The organism is Natrarchaeobius versutus (genome assembly GCF_041205745.1).
In the GTDB taxonomy this organism is placed as follows: domain Archaea; phylum Halobacteriota; class Halobacteria; order Halobacteriales; family Natrialbaceae; genus Natrarchaeobius; species Natrarchaeobius versutus.
On the sequence record NZ_JBGFCC010000001.1, the window covers coordinates 888219 to 912198 of the forward strand.

The window sequence follows — 23980 nt, forward strand, 5'->3', positions numbered from 1 at the left end:
CACCCCGGCGGCCGGCCGGTACGAACGGCGCGCTCACCCCTCGAGTTCGCGCGTCGAAACGGCGTCCGTCTCGTCGTCGTACTCGGAGTCGGCGTCCCCCTGACGTTCGACGATCGAACTCGGTTCGGGTTCCACGAGCCGAACTCGGTCGGCGTCGGGTTCGAGCCGATAATCCGGCCCCGGAAACTCCCGGGGACCGACGTCGAACCACCGTCCACCGACGTGCTTGTGGACCTTCCACCGACACGGGTCGTGGCTGAACCGGCCCTCAGATCGGTTGTGCAGTTCGAACGTGACCCGGTCGCCGTCTCCGATCGGTTCGGCCGACGGCTCGAGGAAGATCGCCGTCCGGTCGGGATCGATCTCGCGGGACGCGACGAGTCGGTCGACGCCGCACTCGGGGGAGCCGTCCGGAACAGTCCCGTTCGGCGGAAGCGTTCGATCGTTTTCATCGGATCGGCCTTCGCTTGCGTCGTCCGCCTCGCTTTCAGAATCGCTCGAGCCGTCCGAATTGGTATCACTGCCATTCTCCGAAGATCCGTCGCTTCCGGCCTCGAGACAGTCGGCGAGGGAGACGACAGCGGTTGCGGTAAGGAGGGCGCGTCGTGTCCCGCGGCGCATATCCCCGCTTTTTCCCGGACTGGTAACTGTTTTGTCGTTTCCAAAGAGACGCGAACGTTCTCACTCGAGCGAACCCGACCTCGGGCAACTCCACGGATAGTACAGTCGATCGGCGAAAAAGTGATCGTTCGTCAACTGGTTTCGGAACGCGGATCGGAAATCGGCCGACACGTTAATAGGCTCAGTCTCTCAGGTAACGTGACTGAAAAAATTCCAAAACTTAATTATCTGTGATAATGTAGTGGTAAAGAGCGAGTCCATGACCGACAGTACGATCGAAAACAAACCGGGCGACGGCGGGTTCGACGTCGGTTCGAGCGCCGACGAGTTATTCGGGGAGATCGCAGAGGACCCCCTCGAGACCGACGTCGATCGAACCGACGAGGTCGAGTCGGACGACGACGACGACGAGGGCGTCGAAGACCAGACGGCCGCGACCGTCTTCGGACAGCTCAAAGACGAGGTCGGTCACTCCGAAACCGACGAGTTGCTCGTCGGCGAGAGCCCCGAGGACATCATCGCGAGCGCGGACGAACCCGAGCCGGAGCCGTCGGTCGACGACGACCTGCTCGTCGACGAAGAGGAGTTGACGAACCTCCTGTTGACCGAGCGCACGAAAGGCGAGGAGTTCCTCTGGGTCGACGCCGGAGAGGACGACGACGCGACCGAAGCCGACGGCTCCCAACCGGAAGCGAACGCCTCGGCCGACGCGAAATCGGAGGGGACAACAGAAGACCCTTCGAACGCCGCCGAATCGACGGACGCCGACGATGGGGCGGCGACCGAGACCCCGCGCTCGGTTCTCGAGACGAACGCCAAACCCGACGAGGGCGACCGATCGATCGATTCCGGCGGAGAGACGGCGGAATCGAACCGCTCGAGTACGTCCACGGTCGCCTCGGGAGCCGACGCCGATGGCCCGGAGGCCGGCGAAATAGAACCCGTCGATCCGGAGTTTTCTGACATCGAACCCGAAGGCATCGGGTTCGCGGACAGCGACTCCGAGGACGGGACGAAATCCATCGACTCCCGAGCCGACGCCGAACCCGCCGAGACGGACGAAACCGACGACGCGGCGAACGAGTCGGAATCCGAGACCGAACCGTCGGACGACGCGGACGATGCCCCGACGGGCTTTTTCGGTCGACTCCGCGCGAAACTCGCGAGCCTCTTTTAGCTCCCCCCGCCGGTCATGGACGACGGGGAATCGTTGCAGTGTTACTCTCGTTTTGGCGCGTACGAACGCCACTCGAGAGACGAGACGGTCAACTGACCGAGATCGTTCGTTGACGACGTCGAAAAAGTCGAGCGAAGCGGTGTCGTCTACGAGAGGTACTCTTCGATGTGGTCGGCGACCTCTTCGGGGGTGTCGCCGACGGGGACGCCCGCGTCGTTGAGCGCCGAGATCTTGCTCTCGGCGGTTCCGGTGCCGGAGCCGGAGACGATCGCGCCGGCGTGGCCCATGCGCTTGCCCGGTGGCGCGGTGCGGCCCGCGATGAAGCCGGCGACGGGCGTGTCGACGTGTTCGTCGATGTAGGCCGCCGCCTCCTCTTCGTCCTCGCCGCCGATCTCACCGCACATGACGATAGCCTCCGTCTCGTCGTCGTCCTCGAAGAGCTCGAGTGCGTCGACGAAGTCGGTGCCGATGATCGGGTCGCCGCCGATACCGATCGCGGTGGTCTGACCGATGCCGCGGTTGGTGAGGTTGTCGACGACCTGATAGGTCAGGGTGCCGGAACGGGAGACCAATCCGACGTTCCCGTCGGCGAAGATGTTCCCCGGAAGGATGCCGAGTTTGGCCTCGCCGGGCGTGATGAGGCCCGGACAGTTCGGACCGATGAGTCGCGTGTCGGTCTCGGAGAGGCGCTTGTTCACCCGAGCCATGTCCTGGGTCGGGATTCCCTCCGTGATCGCGACGGCGAGCTCGAGGTCGGTGTCGAGGGCCTCGAAGATGGCGTCGCCCGCGAAGGCCGGCGGAACGAAGATGACCGACGTATCGGCGTTCTCTTCCTCGACGGCCTCGTGAACCGTGTCGTAGACTGGAACGCCGGCGGCTTCCTGGCCACCCTTGCCGGGGACCGCGCCAGCGACGACGTTGGTGCCGTACTCGATCATCTGTTCGGCGTGGAACTTGCCTTCCCCACCCGTAATTCCCTGTACCACGACGCGCGTGTCGTCGTCGACTAGTACGCTCATTGTTCGCTCACCTCCTCAGCGTAGGAAACAGCACGCTGAACTGCGTCCTCTAGGGTCTGTTCGACCGTCACGAGGTCCTCGTTCAGAATCTCCATTCCCTCTTCCCAGTTCGTTCCGGCCAGACGGACGACGACGGGCTTTGGAATCTCGTCGAACTGCTCGAGTGCTTCGTTGATCCCCTTTGCGACCTCGTCGCCGCGGGTAATGCCGCCGAAGATGTTGAAGACGACCGAATCGACGTTCTCGTCCGAGAACACCATATCGAGTGCGTTCGCGATCCGGTCGGCCTTCGCGCCGCCACCCACGTCGAGGAAGTTGGCGGGCTCACCACCGTAGTGGTCGACGAGGTCGAGCGTCGTCATGACGAGACCCGCACCGTTGCCGATGATCCCCGTGTTCCCCTCGAGGCGGACGTAGTCGAAGTCGTACTCGTCGGCCTTCTGCTCGAGTTCGTCGCCCGAGGCGGCTTCCGATTCCATCTCGGCGAGTTCGGGCTGGCGGAACAACGCGTCCTCGTCGACGTTCATCACGGCGTCGGCCGCGATGACCTCGTCGTCGGCCGTCACCATCAGCGGGTTGATCTCGGCGTCGGAGCCGTCGCGGCTCGTCCAGAGATCGTAGAGCGTCGTGAGCACGCTCGAGACGTCGCGGGCGACTGCCTGGTCGACGCCGGCGTCGTAGACGGCCTTGCGGGCCTGGTAGGGGTGCATCCCGAAGGACGGGTCGATATGCTCGCGGGCGATCGCATCGGGGTCCTCCTCGGCGACCTCCTCGATGTTGACGCCGCCGCGAGTGGAGACCATCGCGACTGGCTTGCCCTCGCCGCGGTCCATCGTGATACCCACGTAGAGTTCGTTTTCGAAGTCGACCGCTTCCTCGACGAGGACCTGATCGACGTGGTAGCCTTTGAGGTCCATTCCGAGAATCGAGTTGGCCGCTTCGCGGGCTTGTTCGTCGTCCTCGACGAGTTCGATGCCGCCAGCCTTCCCACGGCCGCCGACCTGTACCTGCGCTTTGATTGCGACTGGATACCCGATCTCCTCGGCCGCGGCGAGAACGCCGTCGACGTCGGAGGCGAGTGCTGACGCCGGCGTCGGGATTCCGGCGTCGGCGAAGACGTTCTTCGCCTGATATTCGTGGAGTTTCATAGCCATTCGAACGGCGGTGCCCACCTTGCTTAAATCCTGTTAGTTTCCACTCGCACCCCGATTCCCCCGACGAGTATCAACCCTGTTTGCCACATCCGTTCAGATAGGAACGAATACCACACATATTTCTGCCAGCGTTCAACGTCGACGGGAGAAACGCGCCCAGTCGTCCGAACTCGAGTCCGAATATTCCACCGGATTCGGATCGAACTAATCCGGGGTATTCACCGGGGAGTCGTGAGCGTCCGAAGACGCTCCTGTCGCCTCGAGACGTGCGACGTCTAACAGGATGCGGTTTCGTGACGGTTCGACCGCCTCGATTTCACCGGCGATCAACAGATCGACGTGGGGCATCGCCCCGATCGCGATCGCATCACCCTCCCCGAGGGACTGTACCGATTCCTGAAATCGAATTCTCGCTCGACACAGCTCCGGATGGTGAACGTTCGTAAACGTGATGTCGTCGACGACGGCGTCGACTCGATCGAACTCGCGGGCGAGAACCGCCGTTTCGGGGTCGTCGACGGGCTGTCGATCGAGGATGTCGTAGGCCGCGTCGGTCGGCTCGTAGCCGCCGTGTGGGCCCGGTACGCCCTCGACGAGACCCAGCGAGTTCAGACTCGACATCTGGTTGCGCACGGTTCGCGGTTCGCGGTCGATCGTCGCGGCGATCGTCTTCGCGGGGACGGGAGATTCCTCACCCTGATAGCCGTTGACCAGCGCGGTGAGAATCGCTCGCTGGCTGCTCGTCAGATCGATCGTTACCATGGTTACTGACGGTTCGTGGTCCACCGTAAAGAGTGCGGCGCAGAGCCAACACAATTGCCAAGTCCGTCCAGTTACTAGGTCTCCGAACGGAGTCTACTTCCGATAAAACCGACGTGACTACTCAGAGTGATGGATCCGGATCGCGGTGGCCTTCGTCGATACTGGACGTGCTCCGCACGCTGGTCCACACGAACGTCTTCATCTCGCTGGCGACGGTGAGCGTCGCGATTACGACGATTGCTCTCATCGGCCTCCCGTTCGATCCACTTCCGCTGTTTATCGTCTTCGCGGCGACGATGTTCGTCTACAGCATCAACCGGATCACCGACATTGAGGAGGACGAACGGAACGTTCCGGAACGCGCGTCGTTTACCAAACGATACGGTCGGCTCTGGCTGACGATCGGATCGGTTCTCTACGTCGGTGCGATCGCCGCCGCCGTTGCACTCGGGATCCCCGGTGCGGTGTACCTGCTCCTCCCGGCCGCGGTAGCTGTCGGCTATTCGATCGGCATCAAACGCGTCCTCCTCCTCAAGAACTGTTTCGTCGGCTTCGCCTGGGGCGTGATCCCGCTCGGCGTCGGCTACTACTACGGTCAACTCCTGAGCGTCGAAATCCTGTTTCTCGCCGGCTACGTCGGCGCGATGATCACCATCGCCGCGGTCGTCTTCGACGTCAAAGACATCCCGGGCGACCGCGCGGAAGGGATCTCGACGGTTCCGAACACGCTCGGACCCCGGCGGACTCGGCTCCTCTCGGGAGTCGCGACCGTGGCCGTCGCCGCGGTCGTCGTCGCCTTCGTCGCCTCGAGCGTGCTCCCGACGAGATACCTCGCCGTCCTCGCGATGAACGGCTACGTCCTCTGTTACGTGCCGTTCGCGACGCCGGATCGCGGGCCGCTGTTCTACGGGTTCGTCGTCGACGGCGAACACGTCTTTCTCGCCGCGGTCGTCCTCGCCCTCGAGTGGCTCGTCTGGTAGCCCACACTCGAGACGGTATTTCGACCACTTCCCCCAGGTGAACGCCGAGAATCAGTCGCGGTCGGTTTCACTCCACGCACAGTCCTGGCACTTCTGGCCGACGACGAACTCGGTGACCGACGGCATGTACCCCACGGACAGAACGTCACCACCGCACTCCGGGCAGTCGCGGTCGGCCTCCGAAATCGATTCGGCCTCCATCACCGGCTCACCCTCGATTAGTTCCGCGAGCGCCTCTGCCGTTACCATTCGTCCCTGAACGACGCGGTTTTCGCTCACGGGTCGTACTGCGAACGCCATCTCCCTAAGCGTTTCCAGGGAGATACGGATCGATCGGTCGGTGAGACGGTGTCTTATTCGATCGTCACGACCGTTTCGGCGCCGAACTCCACCGTGACGTCGTATCCCGCGTACCGAAACTCGACTCGTCCGCTTCGGACAGTACCGCGTCGCGTCTGTGCGAAGACCGACGAGAGCGCGTCGGGGTCGATCGTTTCATAAAGCGGCGGGAGCACGACGGGATCGACGTCGTCGAGTTTCGCCACTTCGGTGACGATCCGTTCACACACCCCGACAGATTCGAGTTGAAGGACCCGTCTCATTGCCACCTACGGCCACACTAAAGCGTTAATAGGTTTCGATATCGTTTTCGACCGAGTGTTGGCGCCTAGAGAACGTACTCCGAGAGGGACGTCCCGGATCAATCTGCTCCTTCCCGGGCCGTCACATCGGGTTCGACGGGATCGGATCCGGGGCCGGAGTTCGGCTTCTCGGCTACCCGACCCCCGATCAGCGCTCTCTCGACGTCCGCGGCCAATCGGTTGACGACCGAGCGCCCCTCCCGCTCGCGCTCGACGAGCCCATCCTCCTCGAGTCGATCGAGGTGGTGGCTTACGGTGCTCGGATCGCGCTCTACCGTCTCCGCCAGTCCGCTGACCGAATCCGGACCCTCGGTCGCCAGCGCATTGAGGACGGCGGCAGTCGCTTCGTCGTTGAGCGCGGCATCGAGTTCGTCCGACTCGGATCCGATCGGGAAGTAGCGGCGACGACCTCGGATATTCTTTCGCGAGACCAGGTTCTCGAACTCGAGAACTCGGAGGTGGTATCGCGCGGTCTGCATCGGGACGGCCGTCTCGTCGCCGATTTCCGCGAGAGACGTGCCGGGAGAGTCACGAACGTATTCGTAGATCGTCGAACGCGTCTCGTGCTCGAGGGGGTCGTCGTCGCTGAACCGTTGATAGCCAACCAGGGCGAATAGCCGCGTCGCCCACTCGTGGCACAACGCTGTCACCGCCGAGAGCATCGATCCACCGCCTCCGGCGACGGAGCCAGCGGAGAGAAACACAGACGTTCCCAGCCGCCGCAGGGGCGCGGCGACGGCCAGCACGAGCATCATCGCGAGCGCGACTGCGGGTAGCGTGTTCCTGAACATTGCACTCGGATCGTGGACGGGGTACTGAAAGAGGGTTCTCACAGATCCATCCAAACGTTCCCTCATCTGTCGGCGACCTGGGGGAAATCAACGGCTACAGCGTTCTCGAGGCGTAATCCGTCTCCACGTTGGCGACAACCGACGGCGATCCGATCGGCTACCCTGTTTCCATCGAAGCCGCGAGATCCAGAATCTCGAGTGCGGCGGTGTCCGCGATCCGGTAGTAGCTCCACTTGCCTTTCTTTCGAGACTTGATCAGCCCGGCGTCTTTCAGTTTCCGCAGGTGCGTCGCGACCGTTGACTGGGGTGCATCGAGGACGACCTGGAGTTCACACACGCAACACTCACACTCGCGAAGGGCGGCGAGGAGCCGCAACCGGTCCTCGTTCGCGAGCGCCTTGAACACCGCCTGTTGGGTCTCGGCCGCCCCGTCGTCGGGTTGGAGCCCGCGGAGCGATTCGACGTGGGCCTCGGTCTCCCCACAACAGAGTCGATCCAGCGTCTCGTAGGTCTCCTCGTCCAGCGAAAGCGAGTCGGACATATCGGTCACTCACGGTTCGTTGTTCGCAGACACTCCTGTCTCTGTCGGTTCATCGAACGGAGATCGCTCGAAAAGGGGGGAATTCGTCGGATTCGATCGCGATCAACGGGTCGCCTCGAGTTCGCCGTCAGAATGGATCGACCGTCCTCGATTCGAGTGTGGGTAGGACAGCCGGATAATAGTCAGAATAGACCGCCGTCAAACGATGTTAGTGTGTCCAAAAGAGCTTCGTCTGGGATTTGAACCACGCGAAGACGGTCGTCTCGCTTCGCTCGGCGCTACGACTTCTCTCCTGCAAATCACATCCGTGCGCGCTTCGTTCGCTCGAAAACTCGCTCGCTGTAGTGCTCCGTCTGGGATTTGAACCACGCGAAGACGGTCGCCTCGCTTCGCTCGGCGCTGCGACTTCTCTCCTGCAAATCACATCCGTGCGCGCTTCGTTCGCTCGAAAACTCGCTCGCTGTAGTGCTCCGTCTGGGATTTGAACCACGGTCGGAGCGAAGCTCCTCCCTGATTAAAATCCAGAACGTGCGCTTTCTTCATCGTCACTTCGTTCCTCAGAAGAATGCTCCGTCTGGGATTTGAACCCAGGTCATCGGCTCGAAAGGCCGAAATGATTGGCCGGACTACACCAACGGAGCGTGCGTTCGTACGCATCCACAGGTTGCCGAGGCCTAGTAAAAAGCGTTCCGTTCCGAAGGCGTCGTGACACGCACCGACACACTCGAGTCGACGGGCGGACGTTCCGACACCCAATTTTCGCGTTCGTACCCACGACTACATCGCTCTCAGCGTTCGTACGCGCGGACAGTCCGTGAGCAAAAGAAGTCGTTCGAACGACCGCTGGTCGTTCGTGATGACGAAAATCGAAGATTTTCGAACCATGAGCGAGAACTGCGGCGGCGAACGGAGCAACGATCCGTGAGCCCTGCGATCAGTGCGGAACTCGTTGCAGTCGGTCCGATAACTGATGCGGCCTGCGCGTCTCGATCGATCGCTGACCCAGGGGAGTCGACCGGTACCGACCGATCGCAATCCGTACGAAACCGGGGAAACCGCCGCCATCTCAACGCTTTTCACGCCGGGGAACGCATCCATCGGCCGTGAAATACGTACGATTCCGCGATCCGGCCGGTGCGATTCGCCGCGGCGAGTTCGAAAACGGTCACGTCCAGTTCGCAAACGAGAGCTACAGCCTCGAGAGCGACGATATCGACGTCCTGGCACCGTCCGACCCGTCGAAGATCGTCTGTGTCGGGCGCAACTACGCCGCCCACATCGACGAGATGGGATCCGAAACGCCGGATCGGCCGGTGTTGTTCCTGAAAGGACCCAACACGGTCGCCGGTCACGGGGATACCGTCACCGTCCCCGCCGGAAAGGATCGAATCGACCACGAGGCCGAACTGGGCGTCGTCGTCGGCGAGCAGTGTCGTCACGTCCCCGAATCCGAGGCGATGGACGTCGTCGAGGGCTTTACGTGTCTCAACGACCTCTCGAACCGCGACGACCAGGAGAAAGAGCAAAACTGGATCCGCGGCAAAGCCTTCGACGGCGCGGCGCCGATGGGTCCCGTGCTCGCGACGCCCGAAGAAGTCCCCGACGACGCGTTCGTCCGTGCGCGGGTCGACGGCGAGACCAGACAGGACGGCTCGCTCGAGCAACTCATCTTCCCCATCCCCGAACTGATCGCCGAGATCACGACCTACCTCACGTTAGAGCCCGGCGACGTCATCGCGACCGGAACTCCGGAAGGCGTCAGTCCGCTCTCCGACGGTCAGACGGTCGAGATCGAAGTCGAGGGGGTTGGCACGCTCGAGAATACGGTTCGAGTTCCGTAGGACGGGGCGGTCGGGGACCGTTCTACTCTACGGTAAACAGGTGGCCCTCCGTCGGGACGTCGAACAGACCGACGCGGGCGCCGGCATCGAGCCACGCGTGGCCGTAGGAAAACGCCGCGAGCGCGTTGACGAGGTCGTCGTTCTCCCGGAAGTGTTCGCCGTCGTGCAGGTAGGAGTCGGCCATCTCGTAACACTCCGCGGCGGCCTCGGCCATCGGCGTCCCCTCCGGCGGTGCGATCGTCGCCTCCGCGAGCGCTTCGGCAAGCAGCTCGCCGTAACGATCCGTCTTCTCCTCGAGATCGGCGGCCATATCGGACCATCGACCCTCGAGTGCCTAAAGCCGTCGTCACGACCCTGCGTGGAGTGTCGAGGGCCAGCCAGGGGAGTCGCGGACCGAAATTGCGGGCGACTCGAGCGACGAGAGTCGGCTTTAAGGCCGCGCCCCGAGTGCCACGAGCCATGGAGTACCGACGACTCGGACGGACGGGGATACGCGTTTCCGAACTCTGTTTCGGAACCTGGCGCTTTGGCAAGGAGACCGGTGGCGTCCTCGAGACGGATCGTGCGCAAGCGCACGAACTGCTCGATACGGCCTGGGAACAGGGCATCAACTTCATCGATACGGCGAACGTCTACGGGACGCCACACGGCACCAGCGAGGAGTACGTCGGGGAGTGGCTCGACGACTACGACCGCGAGGACGTCGTCGTCGCCTCGAAGGTGTACTTCCCGTTCGACGGCCGGGGCGAACCCGGACCGAACGACTCGGGGCTGGGGCGGAAACACGTTCGAGCCCAGATCGACGGCACCCTCGAGCGACTCGGCACCGACTATCTCGATCTCTACTACGTTCACCGCTGGGACGACGAGACCCCGATCGAGGAGACGATGGGCGTCCTGACCGACCTCGTCCGCGAGGGTAAGGTCCACTCTCTCGGTGCCTCGACGATGGCCGCCTGGCAACTGACGAAGGCGCTGTGGGCGAGCGACGCCGAGGGACTCGAGCGCTTCGACGTCACACAACCGCTTCACCACGCCGGCTACTACGAGGACGTCGCCGACTATCTCGAGGTCTGTGCCGACCAGGACCTGGCGGTCTGTCCCTACTCGCCGCTGGCCGGCGGATTTCTCACCGGAAAGTACGAGCGCATCGACGAGGACGACCCCCAAGCCGTCGAGGGACCCGACGGCGCTCGCGGGAGTTTCGACGACTTCTTCGGCGACTGGTACGCCTCCGAGCGCGGCTGGAAGGTACTCGAGGCGGTACGGTCCGTCGCCGAGGAGGTCGATGCGACGCCCGCTCAGGTGTCGCTTCGCTGGCTGGCCGACTGGGAGGAGTTCACCTGCGTCCCGATCGTCGGCGCACGAACCCCCGACCAGCTCGAGGAGAACGTTGCCGCAACCGAGGTCGATCTCTCGGACGAACAGTGGAACCGAATCATGGACGCGCGGTACCGACCGGACGGCACTCGCTGGGGTCACGGGTAGGCCGTCGGCCGAGTACTCGTCGCTCGAGTCGGACGGGAGTTCGACGCCGAGAGCGACGACGGCCCGCCGCCACTCGCGTCGCGAATTCGTTTCGTCGCGCCGACGACGACCGAGTTTCCGGTCGACCGCAGGGGATGGATAGGCGACCGGTACCGACCCATAGCTGTCCGTCGAAGGTCGGGCGAGGCGACCGATCTCGCAGAATCACCTGCAGGGAACGCAACTCGTATACGCCCCGTATCCCTATACGAAATCAGACAGATGAGCGACCAGCCTCGAGTCGAGATCTATACGAAAGAAGACTGTCCGTACTGCGACAAGGCCAAGGACCTCTTCGACAGCAAGGGAATCGAGTACGAAACGTACAACGTCACCGGTGACGAGGAGCTGTTCTCCGAGATGGTCGACCGCGCCGAGGGCCGCAAGACCGCCCCCGAAGTGTTCATCGACGACGAACTGATCGGCGGCTGGGACGACACCAGCGCGCTCGAGCAGACGGGCGAACTCGACGAGAAACTCGGGATCGAAGCCGACGAGACGGACGACGTCGTCGAACACCGCAAACTCATCATCGCTGGTACCGGGATCGCCGGCCTCACCGCGGCGATCTACGCCGGCCGCGGCGACAACGACCCACTGGTTATCGAGGGCGACGAACCCGGCGGCCAGCTCACCCTCACCACGGACGTCGCGAACTATCCCGGCTTCCCCGAGGGGATCAGCGGCCCCGAACTCGTCAACAACATGAAAGCGCAGGCCCGCCAGTTCGGCGCCGAGTTGAAAAACGGCATCGTCGACTCCGTCGACGACTCGAGTCGCCCGTTCCAGGTCGAACTCACGAACGGCGACGTCTACACCGCCGACGCGATCATCGCCGCCTCCGGTGCGAGCGCCCGCACCCTCGGGGTGCCCGGCGAGGACGACCTCATGGGCTACGGTCTCTCGACGTGTGCGACCTGTGACGGCGCGTTCTTCCGCGACGAGGATATGTTGGTCGTCGGCGGCGGCGACGCCGCGATGGAGGAGGCAACCTTCCTCACGAAGTTCGCCGACACGGTCTACATCGCCCACCGCCGCGAGGAGTTCCGCGCCGAACAGTACTGGGTCAATCGCGTCCACGAAAAGGTCGAAGACGGCGATATCGAGATCATGAAAAACACCGAGCTGATCGAGATCCACGGCTCCCAGGCGGAGGGCATCGACCACGTCACCCTCGTCGAAAACGAGAAGGGCCACCCCACCGACCGCCTCGAGGACCCCGAAACCGAGGAGTTCGAGTTCGACGTCGGTGCCGTCTTCTTCGCGATCGGACATACGCCGAACACCAGCTACCTCGAGGACACCGGCGTCGAGATGGACGACGAGGGCTATCTGCGCACCCAGGGCGGCGACGGCGGCGGCCAAACCGAAACCGACGTCCCCGGCATCTTCGGCGCCGGCGACGTCGTCGACTACCACTACCAGCAGGCGGTCACCGCGGCCGGCATGGGCTCGAAAGCCGCCCTCGACGTCGACGAGTATCTGGAAGACGTCGAGCGCGCCGACGCCGCCGGTGTGGAAGCCGCCGCGGCCGACGACTAAGAGCGGTTAGGGCACCGACGTCCGGCAGTTCCCAGCCGGTCTGTTCTCGGATAACACCACCACGACCGCAGACGGGTCGCGGATCTGCCAGTATCCTGGGTCGGACGACTCTCTCGAGGCAATCTGACTTTTCGTTTCGTTCCTGCTCGAGGGAGTACTGACCGATGAAACATCCAGTGACCACTGAATGTCGATTCTCCCGACTCAGCTTCCGCCGATAGCGTGTCGCCTCGAGACGGGCCGCACTTAGCGTGGCCCGTCCCGGCGACGACCGCCGAGTCTCGTTTCGAACGCGACGGGACGGCCGAGGACCGCCGGCGAGACGCGACAGCCACACGGGATCGCCACCCCCTCGAGTGGATCCCGAACGGAAACCACCGAGACGCCCCGCCCACAGGAGGGACACGGCGGCAGGGTGGCCTCGCGTCTCGCGTCGCTCGCGAGTGTGAATCCCCCCTCGTCGCTCATCGCCGCCCCCCGCCGACGCGAGCGCCCCCAATCGTGAACTCGAGCGTGCGTTGCTCGAGTCTGTGCTCGCCTGGCTCGAGGTCGCGTGGCTCGTCGATGTCCCGTCGCGCCAGGAGTTGCCACGATTGCGGAGCCGTTGCGGTCGCTATCGGTCGAACGCGGGTCCTCGGCCGTGCGGGACGTTTATGTCCCGGAAGAGTGTATGCAATCATGGCAACTGAGCCATCCTGGTTTGGAAGCCACGTCTCGGGTGCTCTAACACCCGGGGCATTTGTGCGTAGCCCCTGACGACGCGTAGAGGGTGACTTCCGGTCGAAATTACCGCACAGAGTGACTTATATCTACTGGTGATTTCTCGAAGAGAACACGTTTTCGCGGGTAATCAAGTACAGCTGAAGGCTGTCACAGTCGGATCGTTCGACGATATGACGGCAGAGAGCGATACTGTCTCGAGTGGCAGTTGAGGCGACGGTCCCAGCCGACTCGATCGCTCGAGCGCCTTGCCAACACACTATCCGGCCGAGAGTGACGTCTGGTCGGAGGAAGTCCGGGGAACGTCTGGTCGGAAGAGGTCCAGAAGATACGTCTGGCCGGGAGCGCGGCTCGAGCACCGCGAGAGCCGCACTCCCCGGGGAAGGGCAGGCCGCTGTGCGGAACCTGGTGGACTGAAAGGGCGAGTCGGGCTCGCGATCGCTGTGGCGGCCCTATCCGACCGCAGGGAGGATATCCGTCACAGCGGACGCGAGCGCGGCGAGGGCTTTCGTCGTGGGATCGGTAGATGAGACGACAACGGTGGGTTTGAAAGTACTACAAACCCCGAGTCGCCCAACTAGGGACGTCGTCGACCGACTCGACTTCGGTCGCGATATCCACGCTCACCTCGAGCGACAAATTACCGTATACCGAGTTCACTGTACGCAAACGATCACGCAACTCGAGATGTAGTAAGAACCCCGCGTTGACTCGAGGACACTGTCTGAGACGCACTCGTCGGCTCGAGCGGATCGGACAACTGGTAGGGAACGTGACGCTGTCGCTGTCGGCGTAGCGTCGCGAAAAATGAAATCGTAAACGAACAGCCGGACGAAGTCCGGTGGTTAGCTACCGATTAGTTCTGGCGGCGGAGTGCCAGCATCGCGGCTGCGAGGAGCGCGACGAGGGCGACGGCAACACCGAAGCCGGGGATGTCGTCATCGTCGGCTGGTGGCTCGTCGTCACCGTCGTCAGTAACTGCTGGCGTGTCGTCAGTGTCTGCTGGCGTATCGTCAGTGTCTTCTGGCGTATCGTCAGTGTCTTCTGGCGTGTCGTCCTCTTCGTCAGCCTCGTCACCGTCGTCGTCAGTCACGACTTCGTCGACGAAGATACCGTCGGCGGAGTCGATCGTGCTACCGCCGACGCGGTAGTTGACGACAGCCTCGGTGTCGGTCGAGCGCTCGCTGAAGTCGGTCGACTCGGCGGTGAAGCTACCGTCGCTGTCGATTTCGACGTCAGGGTCGTAGACGAAGCTCGACTCGCCTGGCTGGTTCGAGATTCGGAGGTGACCGTCGGTGCCGGGTGCAACGTTGGTCGTACCGGTGATCTCGAAGTCGTCGCTTGCTTCGATCTGGACGAGTTCGTCCTCATCGAGGTGGTCGAAGACAGCCTCCGCGTCCTCGAGGGTGAACGTCGTCGAGACGGACTGCGTGGAGTCAGGCTGGTAGTACGGGAACGCCGCGGCGTCGCGGTCGCCGTCAGCGCCACCGAGCCAGCTGCGTTCGCCAGTGTCTTCATCGAAGCGGAAGCGGTCGTCACCGTCGGTCTCGTACTCGAGCTCGACGTTGAACTCGTCACCGCTTTCGATGGAGCGGTCGAATGGCTCGTCGCTCGTGTCGACGATGATGAAGAGTTCACCAGCGTCGTTGTCGACGAGCACGTAGACGTCGCTTTCGTCAGCGCCCAGGTCGATCTGGTTCGGGTCCTGGTTGCCGTGGCGAACCTGGTCTTCGATGACCAGGTTCACACCCTCACCGCTGTCCTCGAGGAGCTCGTTGAGCACTGCGACTTCGTAGCCGTCCTCGAGTCCGTCGTTGAGGTCGTTGCTGTTCTCTGCGTAGTCGACTGCGGCGAGGAATCCGTAGATACCCTCTGCCTCAGCGTTGATGACGAGCTGGTCGTCGATCGCGACGTTCTCGCGCTCGGTCAGCTTGTCCTGCAGTTCGGAGACGTTGGTCTCCTCGTCAGCCGAGTCGCTTGGGCCGACCCACGTCGAGACGGAGCCAAGCTGCGGTTCGACGAGGTCGAGGATGGCGTGGCCGATCTCGTTGTTAACGTCGGACTCGCCGTCCTCGACGATGAAGTGACCGTCGCTGTCGACAGTCATGTCGTAGTCAGTACCCCACTGAAGCGGTCGTGGGATCTGATCGAATCCGTCCTCGTCGTCTGCGTCGATCAGGTCGAGTTCGTCGAGGTACTCCTCGTAGGTGAGGTAGTCCTCGTCGACGTCATCCTCCCAGAAGTGTGGGTTGGCAGCGTCGTCGAAGCCACCACTGTGGAGGTAGCTCTGGGCGATGTCATCTTCCGAGTAGATGACCTGGTCGTGTTCGGCGTCTGCGGCGCCGAGCGTTCGGGTGTTGAGCGTGAACGTCACTTCGCCGTTGTCGCTGTCATCTTCGATGTAGAAGATGTCGACGAAGCTGCTCTCCTCGTCACCGAACTGGATGTAGGCGTCGTCGGTGTCCTCGAGTTCGACGGTGAACTCGACGAGGTCACCGGAGGACTGCGTGTAGACGCTGTCCTCGAAGTTCGCTTCGGCGTCGGACTCCGTCACGGAGATGTTAGCCGTCGCGGTTGCTTCGGTGTCAGTCTCTTCGAACTCGAACTCGTAGTCGTCGTCGTCGATGCCGTGGAAGTCGACATCGTATTCGTCAGTGTCCGTGATACCGACGAATCGGATCTTCTCGTCGTAGTCATCTTCGTCTTCGTCGAAGATGGCGACGTTCAGGTCACCGAACTCTTCGTCGGTTCGGTCTTCGCTACGGAGGAAGTCGACTGCATCCTCGTAGCTGACGCCTTCGACGTCGTCGATGTCGTCGTCGTCGTCGACGACGTCCTCAGCGAGACTCTGGAAGTCGCTGCTGGATCGGTCGACGAAGATGCCGAACAGTTCGTAGTCCTCGAGGTCGCCGTCAGCGCTGACGTCGATGCTGTAGAAACCACGCTCGGTCTCGATCTCGAACTCGGTCACCGAGTTGGGACCGGAGTCCGTCACCGAATCGTCGTCGAAGGCCGCGTCGACGTCGAGTACGTTGACGTAGAAGGTGTTGGCCTGGGTCTCGTCGACGCCGTCGATGTCGACGAAGTAGTAGCCAGTGTCGAGGCTGCCGGTGTCAACGACGATCTCGCCGTTGCCGTCGGAGACAACCTGGCGGACGCGGTCGGTGCCGTCGAAGTCACCGTCGTCGAAGCCGTCGACGGCGATCAGGTTGTATGCCGTGTTAGGCTCGATCAGGTCACCGGAGAGCGTCACTTCCTGGCCCTGCCATGGGTCGTCCTCGTCGATGTGGAAGTCGCCAGGTCCGTCACCGTTGCCCGGTGCGGGGTCGGCGTCGTCATCGACGACGATCGTGTCAGTGCCGATCTGCTCGACTTCTTCGTTACTGCTGAGGGTGACGCTCGCTTCACCGGAGATATCGAACTCATCTCCGTCGTCAGCGTTGCTCGGGATCGTCACCGTGTAGACGACTTCAACGGACTCAGCCGAGCTCCAGACGAGCTGGACCTCGCTGTCCGAGGCACCAGGGGACTGCCCCATAGCGCCGTCGTCGTCATCGATTTCGACGTTCTCGAACGCTGGGTCGAACTCTTCATCGAGTCCGATCAGCGCGTCGTCTTCGGATGCCGTTACCGTTGTCGTAACCGTAACTTCGTCGCCGGGAGCAGCGGTTCCCTGAACGGTACGATCAGTATCATCAACCTGCGCGGCGGCTGGCATCGCGGCAAACGACATAGCCACCACTGAGATGATCATGATCGCAACGAGGAACACGCTGCGGAACTTCTCTGCTTTATCTGTCATATTTGTAGGGTCTCGTTTCCGAGATGGCTCCCATTTGCCGGAGCGGAGGACACCATCTCGTACACTGCGAAATCTTGTAATGGTTTGTTAAATGCTTTGTGTTTAGGAGTCAAGTTAGTCCTGGCGGAGTAATACGGTCTAGTGCGGATGTAGTTAGCCATTATGGTAGAATATCGCCACATTTCGTGATCCTCGAATAGAATTTCGCCTTATCGATAACGATTCGAAAACCCGGGTCAGAGCAGGGGATGAACGGGAAAACCAACAAGAGTCCCCGTTCGGTATCGGGTACCATTACGCAAAGAAGGCTTCAATTACAGCAACAAGTGTCGGTCCGTTAACCGCGTCGGTCGTGAAGAAATCAAGTATCGCTTGCTCGAGTTCGGCCCCCCCAATCCCTCCATCGGGGTTACGAAGTTCCTCGATGTATCCCTCGTTAACGCCAGTAAACGGCTCATTAGCGCCGATCGAGGCAGTCGAGTTAATCAACCCACCACCGACATCGTACTCCGAAGAGGGGGCTGGTTCGCCGACCCGACCGAAGTCGATCGGATCGATGTCTGCACCGTCTCGAATACTGGAGGAGACTGCTTTTGCATCGAGCGACGAATCTGAACCACGCACGAGCGCCGCGAGTCCACCGACGTGTGGTGCGGCTGCGGACGTCCCGGCGTAGGCGTCCGATCCGTACGCCGTGGTCGATACACCAGTCGGCGCGGCAACGTCGATACCGTTTCGACCATCGAGCGTCGGCCCACGAGAGCTGTAGGATGCGAGGGAGTTATCGTGGTAGTTCACCGCCGCGACGGACATCGTTCGATGTCCGACAGCGGGCGAAATCACGCTCGATTCCGGCGTCGTGAACACCGGTTGGCTTTCGGGGACGAACAACTGCAACTCGTGATCACCGCTGGCCCCTACGTTTGCGACTGCCACAGCGTACGTACCGGTAACGGGGGCTGGGCGTAAGATTTGTTCAGCCGGGGTTCCGGAGAGATGGCTGGTGGACGATTCTTCGACGACCAACCACTCGCCTCCATCGTATATCAGCAACACGAGATTGTAGTGATCGGTCGTATGCTCCCAGTCGTCCCACGCGAGTGTTGCCCAGATCGGTTGCCCAGCGCTCATCGGGTGTGCATCGTTCAGCGGGTTAACGTTATTCTCGGGATCAAAGTAGTGTAGCCCCATCCCCTGTCCGTCGAACGTACCGAGATAGTGTTCGTCTCGACTATTTCCGGCGGCGTTCACCCAGACGATGTCGTCGTCTTCGACCGCATCGTCCGCGACGCTCGCGATGAATCCACTCCCGTCGTTCGGTTGGCCGTAGAACCCAGCGGACATGACGACGACGTCGACGTCCGATTCGGCGAGCCAGTCGACCGCGTTCGCGTAGCCGATCTCGGTATCCATCCGGGCGAGGTACAGATCGGCGTCCGGAGCGACGTCGACGACGATCTCCGCGGTCGCAGTTCCGTGTTCGTTGTCGTCGCCGTTTTCCACCGATCCATCGGCAAACGATCGCGCATCGACGACGTTGTCGGCGATTTCGTCGTTGCCGACGTCGAAGCCGGTCGGGTCGAGAATTCCGACGGAGACTCCGTCACCGGTCACTCCGTCGGCGTGGATCTCGTTTGCCCCGATCGTCTCGACGCCTTCACTGACTGTGCCAGCCACGGCGATCGACGCCGGACGAACGCTGACCACCCACTCGAGATCGGCGATCGAATCGGCATCGGTACCGTCTGCCTCGAGTTCCACGCGGTCGCCGTACGTGCCCCCCACGTTTCCGTACTCCTCGAGGCGGGTCGTTCGTTCGTCGGTCAGCTCCGTCACTTCGACGACGAGTTGTACCGAACCGTCCTCGCGGTCAGCGTCGAAGGAGTCGATCTGGGCGGCTGTCGTCGACGGTCCCGAGTCGGATAGCTCGTGTTCGATCTCGATCGTCTCGACGAGTTCCGACTCGTTTATCGACGGCCCGCCGGCGGCTGTGGCGGGCGAGACGCCGACGGCAACCAGTCCGATGCCGGCGATCGCGAGCAGGAGGATGGCGACCGAGAAGCGACGGTTCATCGAACTACGACACCCCTACGACCGGCTCGGTGGATCGAATACGACAGCACCAGGGCGATCGTCGCGATCGCCGGTGTCCAGCTACCGAGTGCATCGTCGTTCGAGTCGGAATCCGCTTCGTCACGATGAGGCTCGGACTCGGCGTCGGAATCCGCTTCGTCACGGGTGGGCTCGGCGCCAGTGTCCGTTTCGATCGACTCCGTCTCGAGGTCCGCGGACGTGTCGTCTCGGTCGGATTCGTTCGACGAGTCGTCGGCCATCGGAACGGCTTCCTGGGGCGGGCGGACGTACTGGACGCCGTCGGCCGCCGCGAGGTCGCGAAGGTGATCGACGGCGACCGTCGCTTCGACGAGGGTCTTGCCGCCCCCGGTGTACGATCGTTCGACCGTCGCGTCGTATCCCGAGGGAAGCGCTCGGTCTTCCTCGAGTTCGACGACGACGAGAACGCCACCATCAGAATAGTGTAGACCGCGCGTGTCCGCGTGGGCGGCTGGATCGGACGCGTTTGCGAGTTCGTCGAGAACGGGTGCGAGTGAGTTCGTTTCGTACATATCTGAAGGATCGCTCACGGCTTCGCCAGCGGAGACGGCACCCACCGAAACTGAAAATATCATAACAACAATAATCAGAAATGAAGGGTGGCGTATTCCCCGTGCAGAACCGTCAGGCATAGGAGAATGTATTTGTTCGAAGCGATAAGTGTTATGGCAGAGTGTAATTCAACTCGAGGATAGTATTCCGATTCTCGACGTCCCCGTCGTCGTCACTATCCGGTGAACACACGCAAAAAATCAGAAATTGAGTCGATTCCTGACCGCTGTCAGGAGAGCTGCTGTGGAAGGCAGCTTATTCGAAGAACAGCTGGATGACGGCCTCGAGCGTTGGACCGTTGACTTCGTCAAGCGCGAAGAAGTCTTCGATCGCCTGCTCGAGTTCAGCACCGGCGATGTTGCCGTCTTCACCGGAGAGTTCATCGATGTATTCTTCGTTGACTTCGGATGGTTCGTCACCGTTGTCGTCACCGTTGTCGGGATCGTCAGTGATCGGGTCAGCATCGACGATCACGATGTTACCTTCGACGGTGAAGCCTGGTCGCACGTCGCTGGCACTACCGGCACCGTTTTCGCCGGTTTCGAGCTGGTAGCCGCGGATCGTGTTGTAGTCAACACCGTTGAACTGACCGCCAACGAACTCAGACTGAGCTGGGACGGCCGGGAGCGTGTACTGTGCCTCACCATCCTGCTCGGACGGGAAGGTCAGTAGCGTTGCGGCGTCTCCCCCGACAAGGCTGACACTCGCGAAGTCGGAGAAGTCGTAGGCGGAGAGTTCCTCACCGGTGACGTTCGCCGTAGCGGTTTCGTTTCCGTCGGCGTCAGTCTGGATGATCTGGAACTCTGCGTCGAGGACTTGCTGTTCGGAGTAGCCCTGCAGGTTTTCGGTTGGCTCGATGGCGTACGAGTTGCCGTCGAGGTCAGAGAACTGCTCGACGAAGACGACCGACTGCGGAATCGGGTCGTTCTCGTCGTTAGTCACGATACCGGAGATCGAACCTTCTTCGTACGCGACGACACCAACGAAGTGCTTGTTGGTGGAGTCCGTCGCGGATCCATCGTTGGTAAGCACTGCGTCGATGGACGTGTGGCTGCTGGTACCGTTCAGGTCCGTCTCGAGGTAGACAGTCGCCTGTCCATCCTCGCCGGTGTTGATCGTAACCTCGCCGTCGTCGGATTCGACGATTTCGCCACCGTCGACGTCGATGAACTCACCTTCGAAGTAAGTGTCAGCGACGGAGATCTCGACTTCGGCTTCGGTGGAGTCGGAGTGTTCGTTGTAACGGGTGACGACGTCGAGGACGTCGACGGAGCCGTCACGCGGAACCTGCTGGTAGTGTTCGTCGGTCTGGTTGTCGAACTCGGCGACGTCGCCGTTCTCGTAGAGACCGACGTTCGTGATGTTCACGTAGCCGGGTTCGACGTCGATTTCGTTCAGGTTGAAGTTGTCACCGTCGTTGTCGTGCCATACGAGGCCGTCCTCGGTGGCACCAACCTCACGGTACTCCGTGGTGTAGCCAGTTGCCTGGGCGACAACGGTGTAGTCGACACCGAGCTGACCGTCGGTGTGGAGACCGTTGAGGTAGTAGTCACCGAACGCGTCCGTCTCGGAGACCATCGTGATGCCGTCGTAGTCCGAGGCGTCACGAATCAGGTCCGTGATGTCCTCAGCTTCCGAGTACGTCAGGTCCTGAGTCGTCTCGAAGTTCTCGAGGGAGTGAGTAACGTTACTGAAGCTCTCGGAATCAGCGTCCTCGTTGACGAATACCGAGTCACCGTCGCTGGATCCGGTAGTCGCGTTAGGCGCGGTGGCGGACTGCTGGAGCGTGTAGTTACCGGCCTCGTGTGGAACGACGCCGATCGCGACTGAATTCTCAGCAGAAACTTCCCTCGAATCAACAGCGAATCCAGAACCGACGCTACCGTCGGAAGCGTTCAGTGCGGGAACGTTCGTAATGCGAACGTTTTCTTCTTCACCTTCTTGGATAGCGACGCGATATTCAGTGGCCGAATCGAGGATGTCGACTGCTTCACCGGAGTCAGCATCGACGACACGGTAGAACTGGATGTCGTGTTCTGAGTTAACCTGCCATTCGTAGGCCTCGTCGAAGAACTGGTCTTGGTTGAAGGTGTACACCTGTGCACCCTCGAGTCGGTCCTGTCCGCTTCGGACGATACCGTCAATTTCACCCTCGCCGTCGAGGATGAAGTTCACGGTGGCGTCAACTTCGAGGTCTTCACTGGTCTCAGTGAAGGTGACGTCAGCGGACTGGATCACGTCGGAGCTAGCGGTGAAGACCGCTTCACCGTTCTCGTCGGTATCGACGGTCGTGGAGTCCCAGTTAATGTTGTCACCCTGGTCTTCGACTTCGATGGTTGCGCCCTCGAAGGCGTCACCCTCGTCGTCGTCGACAACGCTGACGGTGAATTCGGCTTCATCGTCACCGGTCGCGAGAGCGGTGGACGATTCGGGATCGACGTCGATGTCGCCCGGCACGATCTGGCGGACGAGACGAACGTCGAATCGTTCGGTCGAACCAGCTTCAACGGGGGCGGTACGAGCGAACGAGCTAAATGGAGTGCCGGTTACCTCTTCGGCTTCAGTTGCGTTGACTTCGACCGTGTAGTCAGTCTCGGCACCGACGATTGGCACTTCCTGGGTGTATTCGTCGTTGCTACCGCCTACGTAGATGGGGGACTCATCGATTTCTTCACTACCACCATCGTAGTAGACTCGAATTGGAATGTCGGAAGCGTTGTCGACACGCTCACCGGCGTCATCACGAAGGTCACCAGTGATGAACGCAGTGTTGTCGGAGTTAGCGATGTCGATCGTCCCTTCCGCAGAGCCACCTTCGGACGCGAAGATACCGTGGTCGGTCTGTCCAGTAGCCTGACCGCTCGGGATACTAACATCGAACTCGACCGTCGTGTTTTCACCGGCACCGAGCGTCACTTCTTCTTCGTTATCTTCGAAGGTCGAAGTGGTGTCGTCAAGTCGGTAGTCAACCGTTTCGGTTGCTTCCTCCTCTGCTGGGTTTTCGACGAGCGCGCTAACGGTGATCGTATCACCCTGCTCTGCCACAGGAGGCGCTTCGAGTTCGCTGACCTCGAAGTTGTCCTCTTCTGCCTCAGTCGTGCTGAAGGAAGCGGTGTCGGATGCCGTGTTGTCTTCAGTGTCTCCGAATTCAACGGTAACATCGTGATCGCCTGCGTCAGGGTTCACGATGTTGTTGATCGTGACAGTGGGGGTGTCGCCGTCACTAAACGTAGTCGCATCTGCGCTGAACTCGATGGAGTCCGCTTGGACATTGACCGACGTAACGTCAATGTCGTCTCCAACGTCGTCCTCGAAGACTACGTCAGCATCGTCGACGTTGCTGAGATCGATGTTCCCTGCGTCAGAGAAGTCAATCACAGCAGATTCGACTTCTGCTTCGTCATCGATGACGGTTACATCGATGGTGTATTCTGTCTGTTCGCCTTCGACATCGTCACCGAGGACAACGTCCCCGTCACCGACTTCGATATCTGCTGTATCAAGTGCCGCCGCCGAGCCCACAAGGGCAGTGGACATCGCCACGACGGACAGCACCATAATCGCTGCGAGGAACGCCGCGCGTCCCTTTTCACGATAAGTTATGTCGTCTCTTGTCATATTTGTTGAGTATGTTCGGTGTTCCTTTCGCCGGGGCGGCCACGCTCGAGTTCCGATCGGTAACGTAACGTTGAACGTCCGGTCGGACGATCCCCGATCGTACTGACTTGCCTGACCATGGGTAGGGGTACGGCACGTATGTTCAGAGTCGTGTCTTATATAGTTTGTTGTCTTTCTCTGCAAATCATATGACTGGTATCGAATAGGTAATCTCCTATTTCCGATCGGAACAGAATCCAGTCTCTCGAATATTTGCCCGCTCGAGTCGCTCGGAGACGGTTCGGATACCCCGGCGGTCTCACTCGAGTTCGTATCACGGGTACGGTAATACTGCTTTTTTACGAACGGGTACGCAACACATAGATCAGCGCAGTGATTGCTTACGCTCGAGTGCTCGAGATCGAACCGCCGTTGGCTCAGATTGGGTGGCGTCGTCGTAACTCCCAGGCCGGAGCGCAGTTCGGTCGATCGACTCGAGAAGGCCACAGAAGCACCCTGACCAACGATCCTCACCGACGTATCGGTGACCCCCCACCCCAACCGAGATTCATCGCGGTCGAAAAAACCGCGGGGTGTACCA

19 protein-coding genes and 1 tRNA gene are annotated in these 23980 nt (G+C 61.4%); 5 read left to right on the forward strand and 15 right to left on the reverse strand.

The window, feature by feature from the left end:
* Positions 1–33: 33 nt before the first annotated feature.
* Complete coding sequence (locus AB7C87_RS04415) at positions 34–621, reverse strand: hypothetical protein (RefSeq protein WP_369728182.1); 588 nt, start codon at positions 619–621, stop codon at positions 34–36.
* A 259-nt stretch (positions 622–880) separates the two neighbouring features.
* On the opposite strand from AB7C87_RS04415, the gene AB7C87_RS04420 reads away from it, so the two are divergent.
* Complete coding sequence (locus AB7C87_RS04420) at positions 881–1798, forward strand: hypothetical protein (RefSeq protein ID WP_369728183.1); 918 nt, start codon at positions 881–883, stop codon at positions 1796–1798.
* Positions 1799–1944: 146 nt separating this feature from the next.
* Here the strand turns inward: AB7C87_RS04420 and sucD are convergent, their stop codons facing one another.
* The 3 genes from sucD to AB7C87_RS04435 form a co-directional block, all read right to left on the reverse strand.
* Positions 1945–2817, reverse strand: a complete 873-nt coding sequence (gene sucD, locus AB7C87_RS04425) for a succinate--CoA ligase subunit alpha (protein WP_369728184.1) — start codon at positions 2815–2817, stop codon at positions 1945–1947.
* The gene (gene sucC / locus AB7C87_RS04430) at positions 2814–3965 is read right to left on the reverse strand and encodes an ADP-forming succinate--CoA ligase subunit beta (RefSeq protein ID WP_369728185.1); all 1152 of its coding nucleotides are present in this window, start codon (positions 3963–3965) and stop codon (positions 2814–2816) included. Before sucC ends, sucD begins: the two co-directional genes overlap by 4 nt.
* Before the next feature lie 210 nt (positions 3966–4175).
* Positions 4176–4733 (reverse strand): Rrf2 family transcriptional regulator, encoded by a 558-nt coding sequence (locus tag AB7C87_RS04435; RefSeq protein ID WP_369728186.1) that lies wholly within the window; start codon positions 4731–4733, stop codon positions 4176–4178.
* A 161-nt stretch (positions 4734–4894) separates the two neighbouring features.
* Here AB7C87_RS04435 and AB7C87_RS04440 point away from each other — a divergent pair, with 161 nt between their 5' ends.
* Positions 4895–5713, forward strand: a complete 819-nt coding sequence (locus AB7C87_RS04440) for a UbiA family prenyltransferase (protein WP_369728383.1) — start codon at positions 4895–4897, stop codon at positions 5711–5713.
* 51 nt (positions 5714–5764) lie between these two features.
* Here AB7C87_RS04440 and AB7C87_RS04445 read toward each other — a convergent pair whose 3' ends face one another.
* From AB7C87_RS04445 to AB7C87_RS04465, 5 genes are all read right to left on the reverse strand, one after another.
* Positions 5765–5992 carry a DUF5795 family protein gene (locus AB7C87_RS04445; RefSeq protein ID WP_369728187.1) on the reverse strand — a complete coding sequence of 76 codons (228 nt, stop codon included), beginning with the start codon at positions 5990–5992 and terminating at the stop codon, positions 5765–5767.
* A gap of 74 nt (positions 5993–6066) precedes the next feature.
* Positions 6067–6315, reverse strand: coding sequence for a DdfA family disk-determining factor (gene ddfA, locus AB7C87_RS04450; protein WP_369728188.1), 249 nt, complete (start codon positions 6313–6315; stop codon positions 6067–6069).
* Between the two features lie 98 nt (positions 6316–6413).
* Positions 6414–7211, reverse strand: a complete 798-nt coding sequence (locus AB7C87_RS04455; protein ID WP_369728189.1) for a winged helix-turn-helix transcriptional regulator — start codon at positions 7209–7211, stop codon at positions 6414–6416.
* A 91-nt stretch (positions 7212–7302) separates the two neighbouring features.
* Positions 7303–7686 carry an ArsR/SmtB family transcription factor gene (locus AB7C87_RS04460; RefSeq protein WP_369728190.1) on the reverse strand — a complete coding sequence of 128 codons (384 nt, stop codon included), beginning with the start codon at positions 7684–7686 and terminating at the stop codon, positions 7303–7305.
* A gap of 566 nt (positions 7687–8252) precedes the next feature.
* Positions 8253–8327, reverse strand: a tRNA-Glu gene (locus AB7C87_RS04465).
* A gap of 462 nt (positions 8328–8789) precedes the next feature.
* Here AB7C87_RS04465 and AB7C87_RS04470 point away from each other — a divergent pair.
* Positions 8790–9527 (forward strand): fumarylacetoacetate hydrolase family protein, encoded by a 738-nt coding sequence (locus tag AB7C87_RS04470; protein WP_369728191.1) that lies wholly within the window; start codon positions 8790–8792, stop codon positions 9525–9527.
* Between the two features lie 22 nt (positions 9528–9549).
* Here AB7C87_RS04470 and AB7C87_RS04475 read toward each other — a convergent pair whose 3' ends face one another.
* Positions 9550–9837 (reverse strand): DUF357 domain-containing protein, encoded by a 288-nt coding sequence (locus tag AB7C87_RS04475; RefSeq protein ID WP_369728192.1) that lies wholly within the window; start codon positions 9835–9837, stop codon positions 9550–9552.
* A gap of 149 nt (positions 9838–9986) precedes the next feature.
* Between AB7C87_RS04475 and AB7C87_RS04480 the strand changes: the two genes are divergently transcribed.
* Positions 9987–11015, forward strand: coding sequence for an aldo/keto reductase (locus AB7C87_RS04480; protein WP_369728193.1), 1029 nt, complete (start codon positions 9987–9989; stop codon positions 11013–11015).
* A 261-nt stretch (positions 11016–11276) separates the two neighbouring features.
* Positions 11277–12596: a glutaredoxin 3 gene (grxC, locus tag AB7C87_RS04485; RefSeq protein WP_369728194.1), complete on the forward strand. Its 1320-nt coding sequence runs from the start codon at positions 11277–11279 to the stop codon at positions 12594–12596.
* Positions 12597–12842: 246 nt separating this feature from the next.
* Here grxC and AB7C87_RS04490 read toward each other — a convergent pair whose 3' ends face one another.
* The 5 genes from AB7C87_RS04490 to AB7C87_RS04510 all read right to left on the reverse strand — a co-directional run bounded on the left by AB7C87_RS04490 (position 12843) and on the right by AB7C87_RS04510 (position 23400).
* The gene (locus AB7C87_RS04490) at positions 12843–13064 is read right to left on the reverse strand and encodes a hypothetical protein (RefSeq protein WP_369728195.1); all 222 of its coding nucleotides are present in this window, start codon (positions 13062–13064) and stop codon (positions 12843–12845) included.
* Between the two features lie 1108 nt (positions 13065–14172).
* Positions 14173–17118: a BGTF surface domain-containing protein gene (locus AB7C87_RS04495; RefSeq protein WP_369728196.1), complete on the reverse strand. Its 2946-nt coding sequence runs from the start codon at positions 17116–17118 to the stop codon at positions 14173–14175.
* 294 nt (positions 17119–17412) lie between these two features.
* Positions 17413–19191, reverse strand: coding sequence for a S8 family serine peptidase (locus AB7C87_RS04500; RefSeq protein WP_369728197.1), 1779 nt, complete (start codon positions 19189–19191; stop codon positions 17413–17415).
* Positions 19188–19742 carry a hypothetical protein gene (locus AB7C87_RS04505; protein WP_369728198.1) on the reverse strand — a complete coding sequence of 185 codons (555 nt, stop codon included), beginning with the start codon at positions 19740–19742 and terminating at the stop codon, positions 19188–19190. The genes AB7C87_RS04500 and AB7C87_RS04505 overlap by 4 nt, the downstream gene beginning before the upstream one ends.
* A gap of 295 nt (positions 19743–20037) precedes the next feature.
* A complete protein-coding gene (locus AB7C87_RS04510) occupies positions 20038–23400 on the reverse strand; it encodes a surface glycoprotein (protein ID WP_369728199.1) in 3363 nt (1120 codons plus the stop codon).
* Positions 23401–23980: the final 580 nt, after the last annotated feature.

Bases quoted from the DNA above. Each gene is read 5' to 3' on its own strand.
- AB7C87_RS04415 (WP_369728182.1), bottom strand. From the start codon at position 621: ATGCGCCGCGGGACACGACGCGCCCTCCTTACCGCAACCGCTGTCGTC.
- AB7C87_RS04420 (WP_369728183.1), top strand. From the start codon at position 881: ATGACCGACAGTACGATCGAAAACAAACCGGGCGACGGCGGGTTCGAC.
- sucD (WP_369728184.1), bottom strand. From the start codon at position 2,817: ATGAGCGTACTAGTCGACGACGACACGCGCGTCGTGGTACAGGGAATT.
- sucC (WP_369728185.1), bottom strand. From the start codon at position 3,965: ATGAAACTCCACGAATATCAGGCGAAGAACGTCTTCGCCGACGCCGGA.
- AB7C87_RS04435 (WP_369728186.1), bottom strand. From the start codon at position 4,733: ATGGTAACGATCGATCTGACGAGCAGCCAGCGAGCGATTCTCACCGCG.
- ddfA (WP_369728188.1), bottom strand. From the start codon at position 6,315: ATGAGACGGGTCCTTCAACTCGAATCTGTCGGGGTGTGTGAACGGATC.
- AB7C87_RS04455 (WP_369728189.1), bottom strand. From the start codon at position 7,211: ATGAGGGAACGTTTGGATGGATCTGTGAGAACCCTCTTTCAGTACCCC.
- AB7C87_RS04460 (WP_369728190.1), bottom strand. From the start codon at position 7,686: ATGTCCGACTCGCTTTCGCTGGACGAGGAGACCTACGAGACGCTGGAT.
- AB7C87_RS04475 (WP_369728192.1), bottom strand. From the start codon at position 9,837: ATGGCCGCCGATCTCGAGGAGAAGACGGATCGTTACGGCGAGCTGCTT.
- AB7C87_RS04480 (WP_369728193.1), top strand. From the start codon at position 9,987: ATGGAGTACCGACGACTCGGACGGACGGGGATACGCGTTTCCGAACTC.
- grxC (WP_369728194.1), top strand. From the start codon at position 11,277: ATGAGCGACCAGCCTCGAGTCGAGATCTATACGAAAGAAGACTGTCCG.
- AB7C87_RS04490 (WP_369728195.1), bottom strand. From the start codon at position 13,064: ATGAGCGACGAGGGGGGATTCACACTCGCGAGCGACGCGAGACGCGAG.
- AB7C87_RS04495 (WP_369728196.1), bottom strand. From the start codon at position 17,118: ATGACAGATAAAGCAGAGAAGTTCCGCAGCGTGTTCCTCGTTGCGATC.
- AB7C87_RS04500 (WP_369728197.1), bottom strand. From the start codon at position 19,191: ATGAACCGTCGCTTCTCGGTCGCCATCCTCCTGCTCGCGATCGCCGGC.
- AB7C87_RS04505 (WP_369728198.1), bottom strand. From the start codon at position 19,742: ATGTACGAAACGAACTCACTCGCACCCGTTCTCGACGAACTCGCAAAC.
- AB7C87_RS04510 (WP_369728199.1), bottom strand. From the start codon at position 23,400: ATGACAAGAGACGACATAACTTATCGTGAAAAGGGACGCGCGGCGTTC.